Source organism: Mucilaginibacter lappiensis (genome assembly GCF_050433765.1).
In the GTDB taxonomy this organism is placed as follows: Bacteria; Bacteroidota; Bacteroidia; order Sphingobacteriales; family Sphingobacteriaceae; genus Mucilaginibacter; species Mucilaginibacter lappiensis_A.
Genome location: NZ_JBNPWP010000001.1, coordinates 206,994 through 227,135 on the forward strand (window position 1 = coordinate 206,994; position 20,142 = coordinate 227,135).

Sequence of the window (20,142 nt, forward strand, 5' to 3'; positions counted from 1 at the left end):
GTTTAGTTTAACGGTTGCAACTCCAGTTTGTACTGATCATTTATTTTTATGCTAAAGAAAGATTCATTATCGCTAGTCACGATAACCTCTTTGTATTCCTGATTTTCCAGTAAATTCTTGAAAATTTGAAGTTCAACAAACCTGCCCCTAATGTCGTTAAGCGATGGGCTATATCCCTGACTGATAAAATATAACATTTCGAAAAGATCAAGCGAGATCGTCAATGATACTTTTTTATCTGTTAAACTTCTAAACGTTAAGCTGTCAGGCTCATACTCTAAATAATTTGTCAGGTGTGCAGATGAATTTATAATCAATTCGAAACTGGCCAACTCGAATAGTCTGTAGGACTTACTAATGGGGTCTTTCACCTGAGCAGAGGACAACACCAGGTTTTTAGAGTAGATTCCCTCGTTATTGCAGCCTTCATTTAATGAGATCGCCTTTGCAATACTTTGCTTCGTGTCGTTCATCATGACTTCTTTATTTGCACTTATGCCGATCAATAGATCATGAAAATCAAAAACCGAATGATAAGGTAAACGCGCACGATAGTTTATATTGCCTTCAAAATACTGATGGCGCACTAAAATCTTTTGGGTAGTCAAAATCCTTCGCTGAATTTCTTCGGTTTGGTCATGAAGGGGTATTTTTATTTTGAATTCATTAAATTGGCTCAATAACTGCTCCTTACGTTCTTCAAAATATAAAAACTGTTCCGGTAGATGTGTTCCGAAATACAAATCCCGATCTAAAGAGGGAACAGCAGTCTCTGCAACATCAGTCTCCCGAACTAACTTAATCAGGCGGTCGTATTGTGCTGAGTCATTAGCTGCATTATCGCTAATATTAAAGTAGTAATGTTTCCACCAATTCAAATAATCCTCGTCGCCGACTTCGATTTGATGTTTAATTTCTGAACATTGATAATCCCGGGTTAGTGTAAATGCGATGAACGACCGTAAGTCTCGCATGGTAATATGTAACTCCCGTTTTAGGCTAACCGTGCGTAACAGCCATTCCATCCGGTCAATGATTTCATTACCTACGGCAGAGTCGTTCAAGGATGCTACGTTATATTTTATGAAACAATTTTCAGCTACGGGGCAGGTTTGACAGTTTGCCCACAATGGTTTCTGGGTTAACAATTTTACCTGCTGCTTGAACAAGCTTTCCTGATTATGTCCGTTGGCGACAACTGAACGTAAATTCAAATTAATTATAAGCAAGCCATCCGGTAATTGTGATTTGCCCTCGGTGTAAAAATAATTCTCAATGGTGTCGGCTAACTGCCTGTATGGGGCAACAGTATGAAGAAACTCAACCAAGCGGCCTTCATTAATCGCAATAATACGACCCTGAGTGGCAAGGCTATAATCGGTTAAATTTTCGAAGGGTTTAAAAAAGGCAGAAAGCACATCGTCATTAGCTTTTTGATCTTCGTCCTGGGACCCATCATAATTACTCTGAAAAATAGTCCCGTTAATTTCGAATGTTACGCCATTACCATTTATAAGTTTCTTTACGTTGTTAGCTTTACTTTCAATTTTTCTGATAAATGCTGTTTTACCATCACCAGCATTACCAGTTATGATAACTAACCTGTATCGCCCATCTAAAATATCCGGGATGAGTTGCTTGTCAAGCTTGGTTTCGGTGTAAGTTAAACTATCATATAGGGAATTTTTATCTCCTGCTCTAGTTCCAACATTTCCATGACGAGATTGACTATAAAGAGAATTAATATAATTTACAATGTTCTGATCTGAACCGCCACTAGCTACCAAGGAAACCGACGATGTCTCCATTTCAATCTGGAGTAAATTATGCTCGCCGATGGTCAGCAATTCATCAAGCATCTCTTTAGCCGATTGAAACCTAGCTTCCCTTTTGGTAGCGATTGATTTTGAGAGGAACGCAGAAAACGCATTGGAAAGTTTGGCATTATGAATTTGCGGCGAATCGGCTGGTTTTCCAACCTGGGGCATTTTCATCGAACCTGACCAGGGATAAACTTTACATGCAAGCTCATAAAGAGTGATACCTAAGGCAAAGGTATCTGCCGATCCATCCCAATTTACGCGGTTGTTTCCCATTACCAAGTCGGGCGCCAGGTAGGGGTTCGTACCCACATAGTCCAGGTTATTTTCAACAACTGAAGCAACATTAAAGTCAATAAGAACAAATCGCTTTCCTTTATCCCAGACAATGTTTTGAGGTTTAATGTCTCTATGGTAAATCGGTGGACTAATCGCTTGCATATAAGTCAAGGCACTTAGAATATCCTTGGCAACCTGAAATATTTTATAGACAGGTAAATTCTTTGCGCCCTTGGCATACTCCTTAAGGTTTTCACCTTCCAGAAGTTCCATCAATGTATAAAATTGTCCGGAAGGTAGAATACCATTCCATCTAAATTTTACAATATTGTCGTGGTTAAGGTTCGTCAGCGCGTTATATTCATCGGTAACGGAGGAGCCGTGTACACTTTCGTTAAAGACCTTCATGGCAAAATCGCTCTTGCTTTGCAGGTTATGTTTCACCCGGTAAACCTGTGAATAGCCTCCTTGGCCCAGATGTTGATATATCGTAAAATCAGATACCTTACTTCCGATCTCAAAGTCACAATTATCCGGCTTGGGCAGAACGCTGCCAGAGGATGCCTCTTCTACCTTTGTTGCCTTTTTGATAAATGCTTCCATTTCTTCCAGATTATCCCACCTGTCATCGGGATCAGTTAAGATGGTATGATCACAAAAATCATCTAACCAAGATGGCACACCTGGCTTCACATGGGTTGCTTTTCTGTTAGGGGGGAGTTTTCCCCCAAGTCGATTAAGCTCAAATGGACTTTCTATAGGGACTTTATCGACAAATAATTCATAGGTAAGAATGGCCAACGAATAGATATCCGATGCGCGCGACGCATCCCGCAAACTTAGTTCTAAAGCATGATAAGGAGTGGCGTTTGATTCATTGATGGTAGGCATTACAGTATACCCCTCATCCTGGTGATCTGCAAAATAGGATTTCCCAAAATTGCCTAAACAGGCATATCCGCCAGCGAGAAAAACGTTTTCCGGATTAATGTCTCTATGAAAAACATTTTGCTCATGTGCCGCCTTAAGTGCGCTAATCAGATTGAAAACGATATTTATTTTTTCTTCTATCGTAAATGTTTTTCTTTTTAATTCGGCTCGTAAGGAGTTTTCATCCAGGTAGTCTGTGATCTCATAGAAGATATGATTTTCCTGATCCAGCTTAAATTGTACATTTAAAATAAAGGGATTTGTCTTTATCTTATTCAGCGCGTTATATTGATTTTGAATCAGGCGATTCCGCTTTTCGCGTTGCGCTAAAGGTAAATTAGGTACGTCTAAAGCATATTCCCTTATTCGCTTTCTAATAGCTGACGTTACTCCTTTGGGTTTAACTAAATATTCTGTATAATTTGGCTCCTGATCAAGAATATCTATAATTTGATAACCTTCGACTTCCGTCTTTTTGTTTGCAGTCTTCAGACTTGCGGTGCCGCAGATTTCAGCCGCTATATCCTGATAAATGCTAATAAGCTCGTTTTTTTCGCGGCCAATAAGTTCCGGTTGGGTTAGGTTATCGATGAATTGTTGATCAAGAATGTAGGTGGCTTTGATGTGCGCACCCCATAGCCCTTTTTTGGTTTGGTATGGGTGTGATAAGCTTACAATAGATTGGATCCAGGCTTTGCTCCAGGAAGCGTTTTTCTCTTTTAGCTTACTAGCTAATACCGAAGTTTTGAAGCGTAATGTTTTATGAGGATTACGAGTCTCCCGGTCATTCAAGTACCAATAATTATCGTCTCCCTCTAATCGGCCACTAAAATCTTTGTTTTCAATATTGAATATGGCGTGTGGCGCAACTATAATGCAATCATATTCCAAATACTGAACCTGGTGATTCTTGGGGTTGAGGTAGGCGAGTTCAATATTTGATAAAATCAGATAATCATCAGGAAGGTTGACTTCCAGGTATTTCAACAAGCGTTCTTCGCCCGAATTAACAGGACCTTGATGATTACCACAATGCATTAATTTTGCCATGATTCAATTTCGTTTTCGATAAGTTTGATCGCATGGCTCTCGAAGTTACATGCCAGCGACATTTTTTCAAGATACTGGATTCCGTTCTCCGTTATCTCGGCCATAATTTCGTCTATGATTGGAAGCTTCAATTCCCTGATTTGGTAAAAATCTATGTGCTTTTGTACTGACCCATATTGTAATGATTTTAAAATTGTTTGCCCTTGTGCCGTTTTGAGAAATATAAAGATATATGGGTTATAATTTATGTCTTTCAAAGGTTTTATCCTTACTAAATTATTTGTTGCACTAACACCATGTAAGTAAGAATTTATAATTGAAACATACCCAATTGTACCAGCGTCTTGTATTGCAATCCACCCTTTTTCTAAAATATATTTGTCAATGTCTTTCATACTCTTCGATAAGTAAGAATTAAAGGGTGGTCTTGCTTGTAACAAATCAGAACCGCTTAGGAATGGGATACCTTGTTTCGGATTGTCGACTCTTATTCTCTTAAAAATTGCGGGAGTAAATATAGTTTCCGCCAAATCTTGTAGTAGTTCACACCTATATTCCTCGGCAATTTGATTGTAAAATGAGTTAATTGCTGGTACAGAAGATCTGGCATCCATTCGAGTGTTATTATCTTTTATTAATGACACTTTCATATTATAAACCCCTTTTACATCAATTGGTGGTATTTTTGACTCGAAAAGATTAATGGCATTCTTTAAGAGACTATTCGCCTGCTCCCGATACCATGACGCTTTGAGTATTAATTCATGGGTTTCAGCTTGTTTAGTATCTGTAAATATTGGTACCGGCAGCTTTTGAATATGATGAGGTTCAATATGCTTAACAACACCGCCATAACTTGATTGGGTCAACAGTGAATTGCCGAACTTTGAATTTAAATATGCAAACAGAAAGCCGGGTTTTATTTTGTTTTCATCTGGAATAACTCTTATTAAATCATGTGTGCCAACCATTCCTAAAAAATCTTTAGTGGTAAAAACTGTATTGCCTAATGTTCCCGAACAAGAAACCAGAATCCAACCATCTTTTATTTCAAGATTTTCTTTTTGATTCGTATATCGTTTTGATATATATTTATCAGCAATTACATCAGCATTATTCATGTCGGATGCTGTAATGTATGGATAACCGAATTCAGGTTTATCAACAAAGGTTCGCTTGAATATATTTCCTGAAAAGATTCTATGAGTTACAGATTCAAGTGTCTTTACAGTGAATGGGGAATACTCCAACCTTTTTTTTGAAAGTAAACCCTCGCTTAAATAGTATTCAGCATCAAGGCGTAAACCTGGATCAATTAGCCATTTTTTGCTTATGGTGAGTAGTTTCATTTAAACTTCCTTATTTAAAAATGATTTATAAGCTGCGGCAATGAGGGGCAGATCGTCGTCCAAACGTTTTTGTTTTTCTTTTCTTTCTTTCAATATTTTGCCTTCTTTCTTATTAAAAGTTAAATAGGATTTTACTTCGTCAAAAAGAAGTTCCGCGCCCTCATCGTCCCGTAGGTAGATCTGGTTTCCTCTCCTGTCTTTACCTAGCTTTTCAGCTATAGCCATAAACACATCATAGTTTTCATTATTGATGAGGGCAAGAGATCTTTCTTCTTCAGTTTTCTTTTGGAGAAAAAGAAGCGATGCTTGAACCCCGACTTGAGGAAGAAATGCTTCGACGGCTAAATCAATTGATGCTAGTAATCTAAATTTATCTAATATCCAGGAACGAACGTATTCAGTATTGGGATTGCCGAGAATTCCATCCGGTAATACGATTGCCATTTTTCCACCCGGCTTTAAAAATTGATAGCATTGATCGATAAATAAGATTTCTGGGGGCTCACTACCACTAATCCCAACTTTTTGCCATTGCCCATTATTGTTTTTCTTCCAATTGTGTCCCAGGTCATATTGCTTAAGTATTTCGACATCGTTAATGGGTATTTTAGCACCAAAAGGCGGGTTAGTAAATATAAGGTCGAATTTTCCGAGCGCATTATAATGCTGATCAAACGGGAAACTTGCATCATAACCATTGTTAATACTTTTAAGAACGGCGTCGTTAATTTTCTTTATTTCTGTCTCGTTATCCCCGTTAGGATACGCTAACGAATTAGCGTGAAAAATATTTGCATGGCCGTCACCTGCCATTACCATGTTCATTCGAGCTGCCTTTTTTAAATCCGGGTCAAAATCAAACCCAAAAAGATACTGCTCGGCATAATCTTTAACTAGGTTATTAACTTCCAGGGAATTAAATTTTTCCTCCAACCACGCCCCGTCTAAATCGGGAAATAATTGTTTCGCAAATTTGCGCCTGACATGATCAAGCACCATGACCAAAAAGCCGCCAGATCCGCATGCAGGGTCTAGTACTCGTTGATTTTCGTTTGGGTCCATCATACTTACCATGCATTTAACGATATTTCGTGGAGTGAAAAACTGACCAGCCTCTTGTTTTAGCGTGTTCGAAACAATAGTTTCATAGGCCACACCCTTTACATCTACCGTAGCTTCTAGAAATGAATATTTAGATAATTCGGCAGCAATAAATGCAAGTCCTTTTTCTGTTAAATTTATTTGTTCATTACCGTCAAAAACCTCTGAAAAAATCTCGTCTTTTCTGAGTTTTTCGAAAATACTTTTTATCCTTTTTGCTACTCGCTCTCGGCCTTCTTGTGTATTTTGTTCTTTTACTCCGACCCAGAATTCCCTCCGATAACTTTCGCCGTTTTCGGCGCATGTAAAGCGACGTTTTTCATCGTAAATTTTGCAGAAGATAAGATTTAACAACTCCCAAAAGGCGGTTTTCTTCATGCCTTCATTGCCATAGATGTAGTCATGACAACGTTTGAAAACACGAATGAGTGAATCATTTGCAGGGTTACGTGCAATAATTTTATCCGAACGGTCAAGATCTGCAATGGTTTGGCCTTCACCAGGAAAATCGGAGAGATCCGCAAAATGCAAATTGTCAAAAGCGTCTACTTCTTTTTGTAGGAAATTATAAGTAGCACCATTAGTCCACAAACCAAACTCACAACCGTCTACCGAACTTAATGCATTTTGCAATAATATCTCTACGCCCTTTTTCTTATCATTTTCCTTAGTCTTTTCATCCTGAACAATGCAGAGACGAATAATATTACTTTGCCGGTGTGTTAGGTCTTTTTCAAAAATTACAATATCAATTTTTTGTTTTTTTTGTTTTCCAGAATCGGGATCATATCCTGTTATGGTAAATTCGCGTTCCATATCTGATATATCAAAGCCATATTCCTCATTTAACATTCGGGCAACAGATTGCAAAATTATTTCTTTCCCACTGGTCATTTTGACTTCCCCAGTAAGAACGCAGACGAGCTGGCCGTCTCCTAAGATAATATCATCAGAAATATTGTTATCTTGAATTAATGCTTTTTCGTTCATGCAATTTTGATTTTATTTAAAGCCTGTTGCCAATAGAAAAAGGCCCCCGGGTTTGTTTTTTTTAGTTTATTTAGTTTACTGTACCTGGGATTTGTGATTTCCAGTCCTCTAATCTGTTCGGCAGAAGAGAAACGCTTTAGGCTATCGTCATCATTGATCATTACAGAGCATAGGTAGGCCGTTTTAGCCCCCGCGAGAACGGCTTCATCAATTGTAAATCGGTCAATAATAAAATTTACTATATTGCGAATACCCGTTTGCATTTGTCCAAATTCTTTTGACTTTGCTTCACGTGATGCAAGTAGAAAACAAGTTTCAATAGTATCCTCAAGCGGCCCCTGCCAATCTATTTTCAGTTTCCTAATTGCGATCTCATCTTGAACTATCTTCCGATAGCTGGCTTTAATCGTGGCGAGGTCATTTGAAAGATCAAACAAAAAACCGATGTCATATAACTGTTTGATAATTTCTACAGGACGATTTTTACTATATAAAATGCCTGTGGTATTGGGCGCAAATGCAGTTAGTTTATCACCCAGGATAGATTCAAAGGATGGTAAGCGTATTGTTATTGCTTCGCCATCCTGATGTAACCAGGAATGTGCAATTGGGTGCTCTTGCAAGGTGGGGTACGGATTCTCGCCAAATAAAATATCCAGCAAGATAGGCTCTTCACCAAAATGCTGGTTTACCTGACTTTTATAATATAATTTATAATGCGCTACCGGTGCATCAATTACGTGTTTACGTTCGTTATCTGATTCCCAGCCTGTAAATTGCCCCTGTGCTATAATTTTAGCTATTATCATTTCAATTTCAGATATGTTGGCAGTAATAATAATATCTATGTCTATGGAAAACCGACGCGGAGGATCTGTTACTAATAATAATGATGTCCCCCCCTTAAAAATTAAATCTAATCCATTAGCTTTTAACTGTTCTAATAAGTACAGCGCGTAGATGACCTTTTCTAACATCTTTGGGTCGCCTTTTCTCCCCAATTTTGCAGAAACGGATTTAATCCACTCCAGTTCAAAATTCCTCTTACTTATCATATTAGTATATTGGCATATTTAAAGTGATTTTGCCAAAGTTTTGGTTGTATACTTGCCGAGTTCATCCAGTTGATTGCGACGCCTGGCATACCTGTTAAGTTTATTGATATTGAGCTTGTATTTTTTTAAACCGGTCTTGAAAATATATTCCAGCTCATTTTGTTGTGCCGCAAAAAGGTCTTTTTCAATGAGGGCATCAACAAGTAATTTTTCCAGGACGGCCAGGTGCAGGCCTTTTTCATCAATGTTGACAGGCGCCTCGGAAACCATTGGTTTAATAATAATGACTTCATTAAAATTGGCGATGTAGCGCTCGAAAATCTCATGATCGGGGTTTAGATATACTTTTTTGCTGAAATCAGTTAGTGAATTGAAAACAGATTCCATAACATCCTTCTCAGTTTCGACAACTAAATAGTTTTTAAATAATTGATGCACCATCAATTCATTAAACCATTTGCTTTCCCAAACGCAGAACTGAATAAAAGGAAACTCCTTTTTGATTTTATTATTTATTCTTTTAAGGGTGTTGGATATCTCAGGCTGAAAATCCCGCTTATTATCCAGGGAGTATACTCCTCTGGAAACATGAGATATGGTTCCATTTGACTTAAGATTGTGAATATGCCACGAAATTGTGCTTCCCGATGCGGTCGGAAAATACTGCCTTAAATACATTTCTAAATCACTTTTAGTGAAAATGTCTTTATTGGCAAATTTCGTTAAAATGTCAAGTTCAATTGTGGCTTTCAATTTTAGGTTCTCTACTGGTTGTACAATAGTAGAAAATGAAACCGACATTTCAAAACTTTGGCATATTATTATTGATTATGCCAAAGTTTTGCTAGCGTCATGACAATCAAATTCAACCGTGTCAGAAAATTGATCAAATAAAAATTAGCCTACTGTTTTTTTTCAGGCAGGATGATGAACAACATAGCCTCTACATATATTTAATTGCGCTGTGTTTTGGGCATACTCTTGTTACAACAAAAAGATATAACTCACCAGTACTCGAACCCAGCAACATGCTGATAGGCCAATTCAACACATGGATTTGTTTAGCATTTAAACTGACCTAATCTCCACTTAGCTGGATAGTAGATAAGGCATTCGAACTAATTAACGGAATGTTAAATCTTAATATTACTGCGATTCTTTAAAATCTCCTATGGAATAGTTCGATAAGCACCCAGTTAGGCGCTCAATACTGGGCTCGAACTATTGTTTTTCCTGAATGATTCGATATCGATGAATGGCGAACTATACATTTTTGCATTCAACAACAGATAACTGAACATTATCATTTGTAGTATTAGCAGCTCTGAAATAATACGATCATTGTAATTCTCTGCGGGTTAACAGAAGTCCAAACAAAGAGAGTGTTCCCATATCTTTATTCATATCATGCGTAAACCTTTATCCTCAATGCGATACCAGCAAGCACAGTTTTCGCCATGCGAAAACTGTGCTTGTCGGCGCACCCGAACCCGAAAGAGACTTCAATTTGTTCGGCATTTTGATACTAACGATGCGGAATAAGGCGGCTATAGTGGCGTGTGTCAAAAACACCAATTAGGTTGTCGCAATTCTTTCGCGCTCTGACGTGTAGTAGGCCCATATATTTAAAGGTCAAATTACACGGCTAAAAGCAAATTTACAGGGCGGTGTTATGAAGCTACATTTAGTATTGCTTTATGTTTGGTAGTTGCTATTAGGGAACTCTAGTTGAGATCAAATTATAGGGCCAGTGTTGTATTGCTAACCCTATAATGTTCGATTTTTAATAGCTTTTAGCCGATAAAGCGTCTTCCAGCAACAGCATATCCTGGCTTACTTTGTAGTTTTGCAATTTAGCATAGTGCTGGGTTTGCCTGATCGAAGAATGGCCAAGCATTTTAGATACGGATTCCATCGAAACGCCATTATTAAGGGTAACGGTTGTTGCAAATGTATGCCGGGCAATGTGGAAGGTGAGTTCCGATTTTATTTTGCAGGTGTCGGCAATCTCTTTCAAATAAGCGTTCATTTTTTGATTGGTCAGAACAGGCAACGCATAGCCTGAATCGCTGCATCTGCTATGATCTTCGTATCTTGCCAATATCGTTTTTGCTTGACCTAAAAGCGGTAGGTGAGATGCTGAGTTTGTTTTTTGACGGTTAATAAATATCCATTCCTTACCATCTACACCATCTTTAATATCTGACCTTTTTAAGTTCTTGACGTCGGCATAAGCAAGTCCGGTGTAGCAGCTAAATACGAAGATATCCCTCACCAGGATTAGGCGTTCCGTATCGAATTTCTTTTCGATTACCCGTTTTAGCTCCGACTCTGTTAACGCAATTTTTTCAACTGCTTTTTTCGTTAGCTTAAAGTTTGCAAAAGGGTCTCCAGGCAACCATCTATTCTTTACACAGATCAAGACAACTTTTTTGAAGTTAGCCAGGTATTTCATTGTCGAATTGTGATTACACTTTCTTACAGTCTTCAACCAAAATGCATACTGCGAAATAAATTCATGATCTAATTCTTTGATAGGCTTATCGTCCATCTTATACATCCATTTGATAAAATCCCTGGTATGCTGCTTAGAGATCTCATACCGGCCGATCGTTCCCGGAGCGAAGTCTATTCCCTCTAAAGCTTTCATCTGGTCATTATGGTGTTTAAATACATCCAGGATCATCCTTGGCTTTTCAGTTACACCATTTAATACATCTTTAATAGCTTGGGCTGTTATAGGCTTGTCGGTATCAAATAATGACCTCTTAGCCTGATAAACCAATTGCTCTAAACTGTCCAGGTAGTAATTGAGTTCCTTAGTTGACTCCTTGTTTCCGATTTCCCTTCCTGCACCGGGATTCCATCGCGATTGGGCGCATTTACGCTTTGTAGATAGTTCGGTTGATTTACCATCTACGGTAATTTTCAAATAGATGAACATCAGGTCATCATTTTGACTTTTTGTTTGTTTTAAGAAAAACAATAATCCAAAGCTTTTTTCCAACATAACACATTAATAAAAAGTTAAACAAAAGTACGTTTGTGCTTGCTGTACAACAAGATGTCCACGGCGTAAACATGCTGTAATACAGTTTGTTACATGACTTTCATTGCGTCTTTTTATTTTTTTGACTGATTTTAAAAAGACGCAACGAATGACGCAATAGAGTTTTGCGATTGTATACGAGTTTTGGTAGGTATTGGAAAAGAAAAAGCCCCATAATTTCACAATTATGGGGCTTTTTACACTTTTAAAATGCTTCTGCGAAGGGTTAGTTTTAGAACTAAAGTGCCTCTACGCTTTACTGACGCTGTTTTTAGCAAGTTTTGAAAGAAGTACGCTACGAATTACGTAATTTTTCTTGTTTGCCTTTTGGCGGAGAGCTAGGGATTCGAACCCCAGGAACCTTTCACAGTTCAACAGTTTTCAAGACTGCCGCAATCGACCACTCTGCCAGCTCTCCGGCGACAAAAGTACAAATCTGAACCGAATTGACAAATCTGTTTACCGTTTTTTTTCATTTAATTAATATTAGCTAATAACCGTTTGAGAGCCAGTTGTTTAATTTTTTGAAATATCATTTTTTTTGCTCCTAAAGCTGTTAAAACGGGGTTTTACGATCCTGAGATTGCGTTTGGAAAGCTCAATACTTGCGTTTAACTCGAACCCGATGAGCAAAATCAGCGAGTTTAAATACATCCAGATCATCACTACGATCAATGTTCCTATCGAGCCGTATACCTTATTGTATGATGAGAAGTTGTTAATGTAATAAGAGAACCCTAATGAGGTTAATATTGCCAGCCCTGTTGCCAAAATTGATCCCGGATTTATAAATTTCCACCTTTTTTTGTGCGCCGGTCCGTAACGGTATAAAACAGATATAGTGGCAAAAAATATAATGATAATAACAAGCCAGCTAACAATCCAGCGAAATAATAATATACAATAATACCAGAATAAGTTTCTGCTTGCAAAATGGTGCTTTATAAAGCTTATAAAGCCCTGGCCGGCTACCAGGATACCTATTGCTACCACAAGCGCGAAACTGATGGCTACGGTAAGCGCAAGCGCTACGCCTCGTTTTTTTAACCAGCTGCGCCTGTCTGTAATGAGCGATGATTTATTAAAGGCTTTCATCAGGTTAGTTACGCCGTTGGTAGCAAAATACAGTGTTGTCAAAAAACCAAACGATAGCAGTTTTCCGTTTTGGTTCTTGATGATATCAATGATGGTTTCTCTGAACGCCAGATAAGCGTTAGTGGGCATAATACTTGCCAATACGCGCAATAATTCCCTTTGAAAGTCATCTATGGGTATATAAGGGATAAGCGTACATAAAAATATAGTTGCCGGGAACACGGCCAGCATAAAGTTATAAGCTAATGACGAAGCCCGGTTAACTAATGAGCTATTGCTTACCTCTTTAATAAAAAAATCAATAACTGTATACAATGGTAGCGGGCGAAACCCTGGAAGTATGATGAATTTTGTCCAGTCAATAAGGTATCGGTAAAAAGCAAACCTGAGCAAAAAATGATGTAGCCATTTCATTTAAGCCAAATTTACTCAAAAAATGGTATTAATTTATTTATGAAATCCTGCGGTGGCAGGCAGGGGCGGTTGGTTGTCATATTAATAAACACCAGCAGGGTTTCACCCTGGTTTATCAGTTCGGCTTTTTCATTATAAAGCTCATACCTGAAATGGATGCGTATGCCCGGCATTTTATCCATGATCACTTTAACGCTAATCTCCTCATCATACAGGGCGGGCTTTAAATACTTGCATTTTAGCTCCAATACTGGCATCATAATACCCGATTGTTCCATGCCGCTATAGGTCAACCCCAGACTCCTGAGCATTTCAACCCGGCCAACCTCATAAAACTCGGCATAGTTGCCATAATACATGTAGCCCATCTGGTCGGTTTCGCCGTACCGCACCCTTATTTTGGTGGTATTCTCAAACATTACCGCTTGATGTTTCTTTGGTTAAGTGCCTCCTGAAATTTATGCGCATTCACCAAATGGTCTGCAACATTGGTAGCAAAAGCATGATAGCCAGAAAAATCTGCCTTGGCGCACATATAAATATAATCGCTTTTTTGATAGTTAAGTACGGCCTTTACTGCGCTAACCGACGGCATCATGATAGGGCCGGGGGGCAAACCTTTATGCAGGTAGGTATTATAAGGTGAATTGTATGACAGATACCGATTTAAAACCCTTTTAATGGTAAAATCGTTCAGGGCGAAGATAACAGTAGGGTCGGCTTCCAGTTTCATGCCCTTTTTAAGCCTGTTTAGGTACAAACCAGCCACGGCGGGCATTTCATCATCATGTAAGGCTTCGGCATCAACTATAGAGGCTAAAACAGATACATCTGGTGGCGACAGGTTAATAGCCGCAGCCTGTTGTTTGCGCTCCGGGGTCCAGAATTTTTCGTAGTTGGCATACATCCTTTTAAAGAATTTATCGGGCGATGTATTCCAGTACAGTTGGTAGGAGTTGGGCATAAACATGGTATACACATTATCGGTAGTAAAACCATATTGGGCAACATAACTTGCAGAATCAAGCAGGTTGATAATTGAAGTTGAATCGGGCTCGATCTTTTTAGATACAAAGCCGGCAAACTGTTCTTTTTGCCTTAAGCCATGAAATTCAAGCTGTACAGGTTCCTGTGTGCCTGATGCCAGCATGTTGATCAGTTTGCGGTTGCCCATACCCGCGTGCAGGCGGTATTTACCAGGTTTTACCCTTTTTACATAGTTCATATTGGTTGCCGCCCAGTTAAATGAAACGGTATCCTTAACTATATCCTGTTGTTGTATGGTTTTTAGCACCTCATCATAAGTGGCACCGGTGTGTATGTATAAATATTCCTGTTTGTTGGTTACATTGGGACCAAAATATTTAAAATAATAGTTTACCGCTGTAAAACCCAGTAAAACAATAATAAGAAGCACCAGGGCTATAATGAATTTTTTGAATATTCCCTTTGACGGCGCCTTTTGTTCAGTCATAATAAATAGAATGTTTAATGATTATTTTAGTTTTTGGAGCGCAATTAATCCGCCTGCTAAGTTTTTAACATCTTGATAACCATTTTGCTGTAATATAGTTTGAGCGGTTTCGCTCCGTAAACCAACCTTGCAAATAACGATTATCTCGTCGGTTTTGTTGTAACCCAGCTCATTTATGCCTTGCTCCAGTTTTGACAATGGAATGTTTTGTCCACCTATATTATAGGTGTGGTATTCCATGATTTCCCTTACATCAATCAAGTTTAATTGCTCGCCGTTGTTTAGGCGGGTAAGCAAGTCGGCTGCATTAATTTGTTGGGGCATCTGTTGTTTTTGTACCTTGTGTAACCGTAATGTTTATACGTGTGCCAATACTGGTTTTGCTTAACGAGTCTGTACGCATAGGGTATTGTGCAGTTACAACCACATTGGTCGAGTCGGTAATGGTGCCCTGGTAGGTAATGGTGCCTATAGTTAAGCCCGATCCTTTGATGGCAAAACGTGCAGCATCCAGATCAAGGTTTACCAATTCAGGTATCTCCACTTCGCTGGCACCTTCGCCATCACCTAAAACCAGGTCAATACGTGATCCTTTTGGTATTTTGGTACCGGCTTTAATTACCTGGCCGCCAAAGCGCACTTCCAATATACGGTCGCGGGCAATGTCTGAGCGGTAGGTAGTATCCCCAACCTTTAAACCATAATTTTGTAAGGTTGCAGTAGCCTCTCTGTAACTGCTTTGTTCCAGATCGGGCAGTGAAATGTTGGGGGCCAGCAGGGTTACCATAGTCAGGTAAATTACCCGGCCTTCCTTTACATTGGTACCGGCGTCAGGATCTTGTTCAACAATGGTTCCGGGAGCAACATCCTGTACATACACCGAGTCGATTTTATAGCCAAAGCCTTGTTCTTTTAACAGTGCCACAGCACGGTCAACAGATTGTCCCTTCAGTTTTGGTACAGGTATGCCCGATCCGTGATTGGTATAATATCCAAGACTATAAAAAGCTATTAAAACCACAACTATTACCGTAATAATAGCCATGATAATGTTAGTCCGAAATGATTTTGTTTTTAAGTAAGCCCCAAATTTGCTCATCAGTATATGTAAGGATAATTATAGTCAAATAAGTATCAAACATAGTGATTATTTTGGATTTCGGATTTCAGATGTTCGATTTTTCACGATCGTTGATCCCCAAGGTACTCAGGATGGCTTTGCCGTTTCGGATTTAAAAATTTTGAATTTATGATTTCGATTAAGAATATTTAAGACTATTATTCTAATTTCGAAATCGAATAAGGCATTTGAAAAAACAAATCCCAAATCGAACATCTGAAATCCGAAATATGAAGAAGAACATAGCCCTTTTGGCCGGTGGTTTTACCGGCGAGTATGAAGTATCTGTAAATAGCGCCAAAAATATTGCTAATAATTTATCGGCCGATAAGTATAAGGTTTATACCATATTCATCAATCGCGACAGGTGGTTTTATGAATCAGATAATGGCCCTGTAGATGTAGATAAAAATGATTTCACGATCGGCATTCATGGCGAAAAAATAAAGTTCGACTTTGCTTTTATCACCATACACGGCACCCCAGGCGAAGACGGTAAACTACAGGGATATTTTGATATGCTGGGCATACCTTATAATACCTGCGATGCTACCACATCGGGCATTACCATGAACAAGGCTTATACTAAAACCATAGTAAATGGCATTCATGGCTTGCATACAGCCCACTCCATGCGCCTGTTTGAACAAGATATGCACGATGTAGCTATTGTTGCCGCTACCTTAAAATTCCCGCTGTTTATTAAACCCAATAACGGGGGGAGTAGCGTGGGTATGAGCAAAGTTTATAATGTTGCCGGATTGCCCGAGGCGCTTAAAAAAGCATTTCATGAGGATGAGCAGATCCTGGTAGAGGAATTTATAAAAGGCCGTGAATTTAGCATTGGCATAGCCCGGCTGCATGGTAAAATAACCGTTTTACCGGCTACAGAGATCATCACCTCCAAAGACTTTTTTGATTATGAGGCCAAGTACACATCAGGCGTAACCAAAGAAGTAACCCCGGCAGATCTGTCGGCAGAGCAAAATGAGCGTATAGCTGATATTGTGACCGAAGTATACATGCGCCTTAACTGCAAAGGTATGGTACGGGTTGATTTTATCCTGCTGGAGGGCAGCAATGATTTTTATTTTATCGAAGTAAATACCACCCCGGGACAATCGTCCAACAGCCTGATACCGCAGCAGGTAAGGGCAGCAGGCATGGATCTGGGCGAATTTTATGGAGCGCTGGTAGAAGGGGCGATTTGATTTCGGATTTGGGATTTCGATTTTGGATTTATTAGGTGTAAAGTAGACTCACCCAACCATCGCTACGCTTGGTCTCCCTCTCTTCGCGTGCGGCGGAAAGAGGGGAGGGTTTTGTCATCCTGAGCGATAGCGAAGGATCTATTCGCGAATTAACGTGGTGTTGAATAGATGCTTCACGCTGTTCAGCATGACAAAATTATTTTTCTCCTCAACCCTCCGCCGCAGGCGAGGAGAGGATCGTCCAGCAAAGCGCAGACGGGGTGAGTCTATTCGTTGTCTTATAAATAAATAAAAATGTAACATGGTAATCCTTTCAGCATCAAATCACCAATGCTTCAATTTATAAAATTCAAAAAATTATATGGTGGTTTCCCGGCGCTAAAGGTTGATGAACTATCCATTGATCCCGGAGTATACTGGATAAAAGGGGTGAACGGTTCGGGTAAAAGTACCTTGCTTAAATCTATTGCCGGTATATTGTCCTTTGAAGGCGATATTTTGCTGAGCAATAGCATCAGCATAAAAAAGCAGCCAGTGGCTTACCGCAAGCTGGTGAACTTTGCCGAAGCAGAGCCCATATTTCCCGAGTTTTTAACTGGTAAGGAACTGATAGCATTGTTTGCACAGGCCAAAGACGCGCCGGCAGGGCAGGAGCGGCATTATATAGAAACCATGCAGATGCAGGCCTATGTGGACCGACCGGTAGGTACCTACTCCAGCGGGATGCTTAAAAAACTATCGTTGGTACTGGCATTTATGGGTAAACCAAAGTTGATCCTGTTGGATGAACCTTTGATCACTATTGATACTGCATCTCTGAAAATACTCAACAGCTGGATTGCCGAACGTTACCAGCAGGAGGGCACAAGTTTCTTGCTGTCATCGCACCAGGCTTTGGAACATGCAGAACTGCCTGTAGCCCATGAACTGTTGGTTGAGGAGCAAACCCTGAAATTTATTGCCTGATGCAGCAGCCCCTAACCAAAGTATTGCTCAAAGTATTTGCCAGCGGCTTTTACCAGGTACATGCCGGCATATTGTTTTTTGTTTTTTTTGTAATGGTAGGTACGGTGCCCGGCAATATGCTGATAACCTATCACTCATCATTAATGCTGGCCATGACCAGCAGCCCCATGATGCTGCTTTTGGTAATTGGTGTATGGTTGTTATATATTCTAAAAAGCTGGCACTACATTATTGGGCAGTTTTACGCGCCTGATAAGCAATTTTTATTTTATAGCAGTACATCATTAAGCCGGTCGGCCCAGCGTAAAAGCTGGTATTATGTGCAGGCTGTTATTTTGGCGCCTGTTATTATTTATGCTTTACTGGCGGTAATGGTGGGGGTATCACACCATTATTATATATTGCCTCTGGTGATCCTGGTGTTTTTAACAGCCATGATCTGGTGCAGCGCTTTATTATATGTGCGCATGGTTAACCGTTTGGTTGATGGCAGTAACCAATCCTTATTGTTGAAACTAAGCGGTAAATGGCGTAAACCCTATTTCAGCCTGTATATTTATCATATTTTCGACAGTAAAAAAGTACCTTATTTGATCACTAAAGGCTTGTCGTGGTTAATTATCAGCGGGGTGTTTTATTTGTTTGCTGATGTTAAAACTGATTTGCGGGTGGCGGGCATAGCTATCCTGGCGGTAATAACCGCGCATGTTGTTTTAATATTTGAGGAACGCCGTTTTGAGGAAACCCTGCTAAGCTTTTCGAGGAATTTGCCTTATAGCAGATACAGGCTATTCCTGAATTTTATTGGCGTTTATTTCTTTTTGCTGCTGCCCGAGGGGGTATGGCTTTTCAGCAGGTTTCAGCCGTTGATGGCTGCAGAGTTGTTACTGGCCGGTTTAAGCATAGCTATGCTGTTTCATTGTTTGCTGTACTGGTTTGGTTTGGATATGGATAAATACCTGCAATGGATCCTCGGCCTGTTTATGGTGCTGTTTTGGGTTATTATGTTCTACTTATTATGGCTGCTGATACCGCTGAATTTGGTTATTGCTTATTTGTTTTTTTATAATAACTATTACAGGTATCAGGGGATGGTGAGTAAGAAGAGTTAAGTTATGAGTAATTAATCTTATTGATTATTATTTAATCGACTTGGTTACAAATATTTTAGCTATTATTAATGCATATAGTGTTTTAACTAAAAAATAAAGTTGTTAAAGGAAAATGGACGACTCGTTACCTAAAGTCACATACTTATTCGGTGCTGGGGCAAGTGCTCAAGCATTACCAACAATTAAGGGACTACCCGAAAGAATAAAAGTCGTAAGGCAATTTGTTGAAAATAATTACATTTTTGAAAACGATGAGGTTTTGACGGTTAATTCTTTGCAATTCAAAAAGAATGATGCAAAGAATTATTTACTTGAGGGATTAGATAAGTTATATACTTATTCACAAAATCATTCAACTGTTGATACCTACGCAAAAAAACTTCATATAACAAGTAGGTCATCAGAAGTTAACGAATTATGTTTTTTTCTTGCTTTATATTTTAATATTGAACAAAAAATTGTTGGATTAGACCCAAGGTATGACACATTTTTAGTATCAATTTTAAATTCAAATTCATATAAATTTCCAGCTAACGTGAAGTTTTTAACATGGAACTATGATTTGCAAATGGAAATAGCTCACGAAAAAATCAATAATAGAGGAAGCTTTGATGTTAGTTTTGATTTATTTAATACAGAGTTAAGGGATTTTGAAAGGAATAAATTTATTTCATTAAAAATTAATGGTTCATGTAATTTTAAAGGAAAATTTGACAGAGTCTATCCAGTAGTTACAAATATTTTAGATCCCGAATGTAAATCTGATGATTTAGATTTTGCATTGTCTTTTGGATATAGCCAAGTCAAGTTGAAAAATCGTTTTTATGACGGAAATATAAATATTAATTTTGCATGGTACAGCAATCATTCCAATGAAGCATTAGAGTTTTTTAACGATACGGGAGTGTTAGTTGTAATAGGATATTCTTTTCCATTTTTTAATCGCGAAGTCGATAGGAAAATTATTAGACCTATGACTAATCTTAAAAAGATTTATATCCAAGATTGTAATCCTGAAGATATTAAATCAAGATTTTTGTCAATTCTACCTGATTGGCAAAAGATCGGTATCGAAATAATACCAGTTAGTAATATATCAGAATTTTTTTTACCACCTGAATTGTAAG

Annotated in this window: 15 protein-coding genes and 1 tRNA gene; 4 read left to right on the forward strand and 12 right to left on the reverse strand. The window is 38.8% G+C overall.

The annotated features are described in order from the left end of the window. Positions 1–2: 2 nt before the first annotated feature. The 12 genes from mads6 to M2273_RS01045 all read right to left on the reverse strand — a co-directional run bounded on the left by mads6 (position 3) and on the right by M2273_RS01045 (position 15,651). A complete protein-coding gene (mads6, locus tag M2273_RS00990) occupies positions 3–4,079 on the reverse strand; it encodes a methylation-associated defense system protein kinase MAD6 (RefSeq protein WP_429391865.1) in 4,077 nt (1,358 codons plus the stop codon). Next, positions 4,067–5,428 carry a methylation-associated defense system restriction endonuclease subunit S MAD5 gene (gene mads5, locus M2273_RS00995; protein WP_429391867.1) on the reverse strand — a complete coding sequence of 454 codons (1,362 nt, stop codon included), beginning with the start codon at positions 5,426–5,428 and terminating at the stop codon, positions 4,067–4,069. Before mads5 ends, mads6 begins: the two co-directional genes overlap by 13 nt. After that, positions 5,429–7,519, reverse strand: coding sequence for a methylation-associated defense system DNA methyltransferase MAD2 (gene mads2, locus M2273_RS01000; protein ID WP_429391869.1), 2,091 nt, complete (start codon positions 7,517–7,519; stop codon positions 5,429–5,431). Then, a complete protein-coding gene (locus M2273_RS01005) occupies positions 7,516–8,574 on the reverse strand; it encodes a nucleotidyl transferase AbiEii/AbiGii toxin family protein (protein ID WP_429391871.1) in 1,059 nt (352 codons plus the stop codon). Before M2273_RS01005 ends, mads2 begins: the two co-directional genes overlap by 4 nt. An 18-nt stretch (positions 8,575–8,592) precedes the next feature. Continuing rightward, positions 8,593–9,375, reverse strand: coding sequence for a DUF6577 family protein (locus tag M2273_RS01010; protein WP_429391873.1), 783 nt, complete (start codon positions 9,373–9,375; stop codon positions 8,593–8,595). 982 nt (positions 9,376–10,357) lie between these two features. Further along, positions 10,358–11,584, reverse strand: a complete 1,227-nt coding sequence (locus M2273_RS01015) for a phage integrase SAM-like domain-containing protein (RefSeq protein WP_429391876.1) — start codon at positions 11,582–11,584, stop codon at positions 10,358–10,360. Positions 11,585–11,951: 367 nt separating this feature from the next. Further along, a tRNA-Ser gene (locus M2273_RS01020) sits at positions 11,952–12,041 on the reverse strand. Between the two features lie 98 nt (positions 12,042–12,139). Then, positions 12,140–13,132: a YihY/virulence factor BrkB family protein gene (locus M2273_RS01025; RefSeq protein WP_429391879.1), complete on the reverse strand. Its 993-nt coding sequence runs from the start codon at positions 13,130–13,132 to the stop codon at positions 12,140–12,142. Positions 13,133–13,143: 11 nt separating this feature from the next. Continuing rightward, positions 13,144–13,551 carry an acyl-CoA thioesterase gene (locus M2273_RS01030; RefSeq protein WP_429391882.1) on the reverse strand — a complete coding sequence of 136 codons (408 nt, stop codon included), beginning with the start codon at positions 13,549–13,551 and terminating at the stop codon, positions 13,144–13,146. Further along, the gene (mltG, locus tag M2273_RS01035; RefSeq protein ID WP_429391884.1) at positions 13,551–14,606 is read right to left on the reverse strand and encodes an endolytic transglycosylase MltG; all 1,056 of its coding nucleotides are present in this window, start codon (positions 14,604–14,606) and stop codon (positions 13,551–13,553) included. The genes M2273_RS01030 and mltG overlap by 1 nt, the downstream gene beginning before the upstream one ends. A gap of 21 nt (positions 14,607–14,627) precedes the next feature. Continuing rightward, positions 14,628–14,930, reverse strand: coding sequence for a rhodanese-like domain-containing protein (locus M2273_RS01040; RefSeq protein WP_429391887.1), 303 nt, complete (start codon positions 14,928–14,930; stop codon positions 14,628–14,630). After that, positions 14,914–15,651, reverse strand: coding sequence for a PASTA domain-containing protein (locus M2273_RS01045; RefSeq protein WP_429391889.1), 738 nt, complete (start codon positions 15,649–15,651; stop codon positions 14,914–14,916). Before M2273_RS01045 ends, M2273_RS01040 begins: the two co-directional genes overlap by 17 nt. 305 nt (positions 15,652–15,956) lie before the next feature. On the opposite strand from M2273_RS01045, the gene M2273_RS01050 reads away from it, so the two are divergent. From M2273_RS01050 to M2273_RS01065, 4 genes are all read left to right on the forward strand, one after another. Further along, positions 15,957–16,937: a D-alanine--D-alanine ligase gene (locus tag M2273_RS01050; protein WP_429391892.1), complete on the forward strand. Its 981-nt coding sequence runs from the start codon at positions 15,957–15,959 to the stop codon at positions 16,935–16,937. 330 nt (positions 16,938–17,267) lie between these two features. Next, a complete protein-coding gene (locus tag M2273_RS01055) occupies positions 17,268–17,903 on the forward strand; it encodes an ABC transporter ATP-binding protein (RefSeq protein WP_429391895.1) in 636 nt (211 codons plus the stop codon). After that, positions 17,903–19,015 (forward strand): hypothetical protein, encoded by a 1,113-nt coding sequence (locus M2273_RS01060; RefSeq protein WP_429391897.1) that lies wholly within the window; start codon positions 17,903–17,905, stop codon positions 19,013–19,015. Before M2273_RS01055 ends, M2273_RS01060 begins: the two co-directional genes overlap by 1 nt. 112 nt (positions 19,016–19,127) lie before the next feature. Then, positions 19,128–20,141, forward strand: coding sequence for a hypothetical protein (locus tag M2273_RS01065; RefSeq protein ID WP_429391899.1), 1,014 nt, complete (start codon positions 19,128–19,130; stop codon positions 20,139–20,141). The last annotated feature ends 1 nt before the right edge of the window (position 20,142 follow it).

What these genes read in the sequence shown, in the direction of transcription:
- M2273_RS01030 (WP_429391882.1), bottom strand. Translation starts at nt 13,551, where the DNA reads ATGTTTGAGAATACCACCAAAATAAGGGTGCGGTACGGCGAAACCGAC.
- M2273_RS01005 (WP_429391871.1), bottom strand. Translation starts at nt 8,574, where the DNA reads ATGATAAGTAAGAGGAATTTTGAACTGGAGTGGATTAAATCCGTTTCT.
- M2273_RS01015 (WP_429391876.1), bottom strand. Translation starts at nt 11,584, where the DNA reads ATGTTGGAAAAAAGCTTTGGATTATTGTTTTTCTTAAAACAAACAAAA.
- M2273_RS01040 (WP_429391887.1), bottom strand. Translation starts at nt 14,930, where the DNA reads ATGCCCCAACAAATTAATGCAGCCGACTTGCTTACCCGCCTAAACAAC.
- mads2 (WP_429391869.1), bottom strand. Translation starts at nt 7,519, where the DNA reads ATGAACGAAAAAGCATTAATTCAAGATAACAATATTTCTGATGATATT.
- mads6 (WP_429391865.1), bottom strand. Translation starts at nt 4,079, where the DNA reads ATGGCAAAATTAATGCATTGTGGTAATCATCAAGGTCCTGTTAATTCG.
- M2273_RS01010 (WP_429391873.1), bottom strand. Translation starts at nt 9,375, where the DNA reads ATGTCGGTTTCATTTTCTACTATTGTACAACCAGTAGAGAACCTAAAA.
- mltG (WP_429391884.1), bottom strand. Translation starts at nt 14,606, where the DNA reads ATGACTGAACAAAAGGCGCCGTCAAAGGGAATATTCAAAAAATTCATT.
- M2273_RS01060 (WP_429391897.1), top strand. Translation starts at nt 17,903, where the DNA reads ATGCAGCAGCCCCTAACCAAAGTATTGCTCAAAGTATTTGCCAGCGGC.
- M2273_RS01055 (WP_429391895.1), top strand. Translation starts at nt 17,268, where the DNA reads ATGCTTCAATTTATAAAATTCAAAAAATTATATGGTGGTTTCCCGGCG.
- M2273_RS01025 (WP_429391879.1), bottom strand. Translation starts at nt 13,132, where the DNA reads ATGAAATGGCTACATCATTTTTTGCTCAGGTTTGCTTTTTACCGATAC.
- M2273_RS01045 (WP_429391889.1), bottom strand. Translation starts at nt 15,651, where the DNA reads ATGGCTATTATTACGGTAATAGTTGTGGTTTTAATAGCTTTTTATAGT.
- mads5 (WP_429391867.1), bottom strand. Translation starts at nt 5,428, where the DNA reads ATGAAACTACTCACCATAAGCAAAAAATGGCTAATTGATCCAGGTTTA.
- M2273_RS01065 (WP_429391899.1), top strand. Translation starts at nt 19,128, where the DNA reads ATGGACGACTCGTTACCTAAAGTCACATACTTATTCGGTGCTGGGGCA.
- M2273_RS01050 (WP_429391892.1), top strand. Translation starts at nt 15,957, where the DNA reads ATGAAGAAGAACATAGCCCTTTTGGCCGGTGGTTTTACCGGCGAGTAT.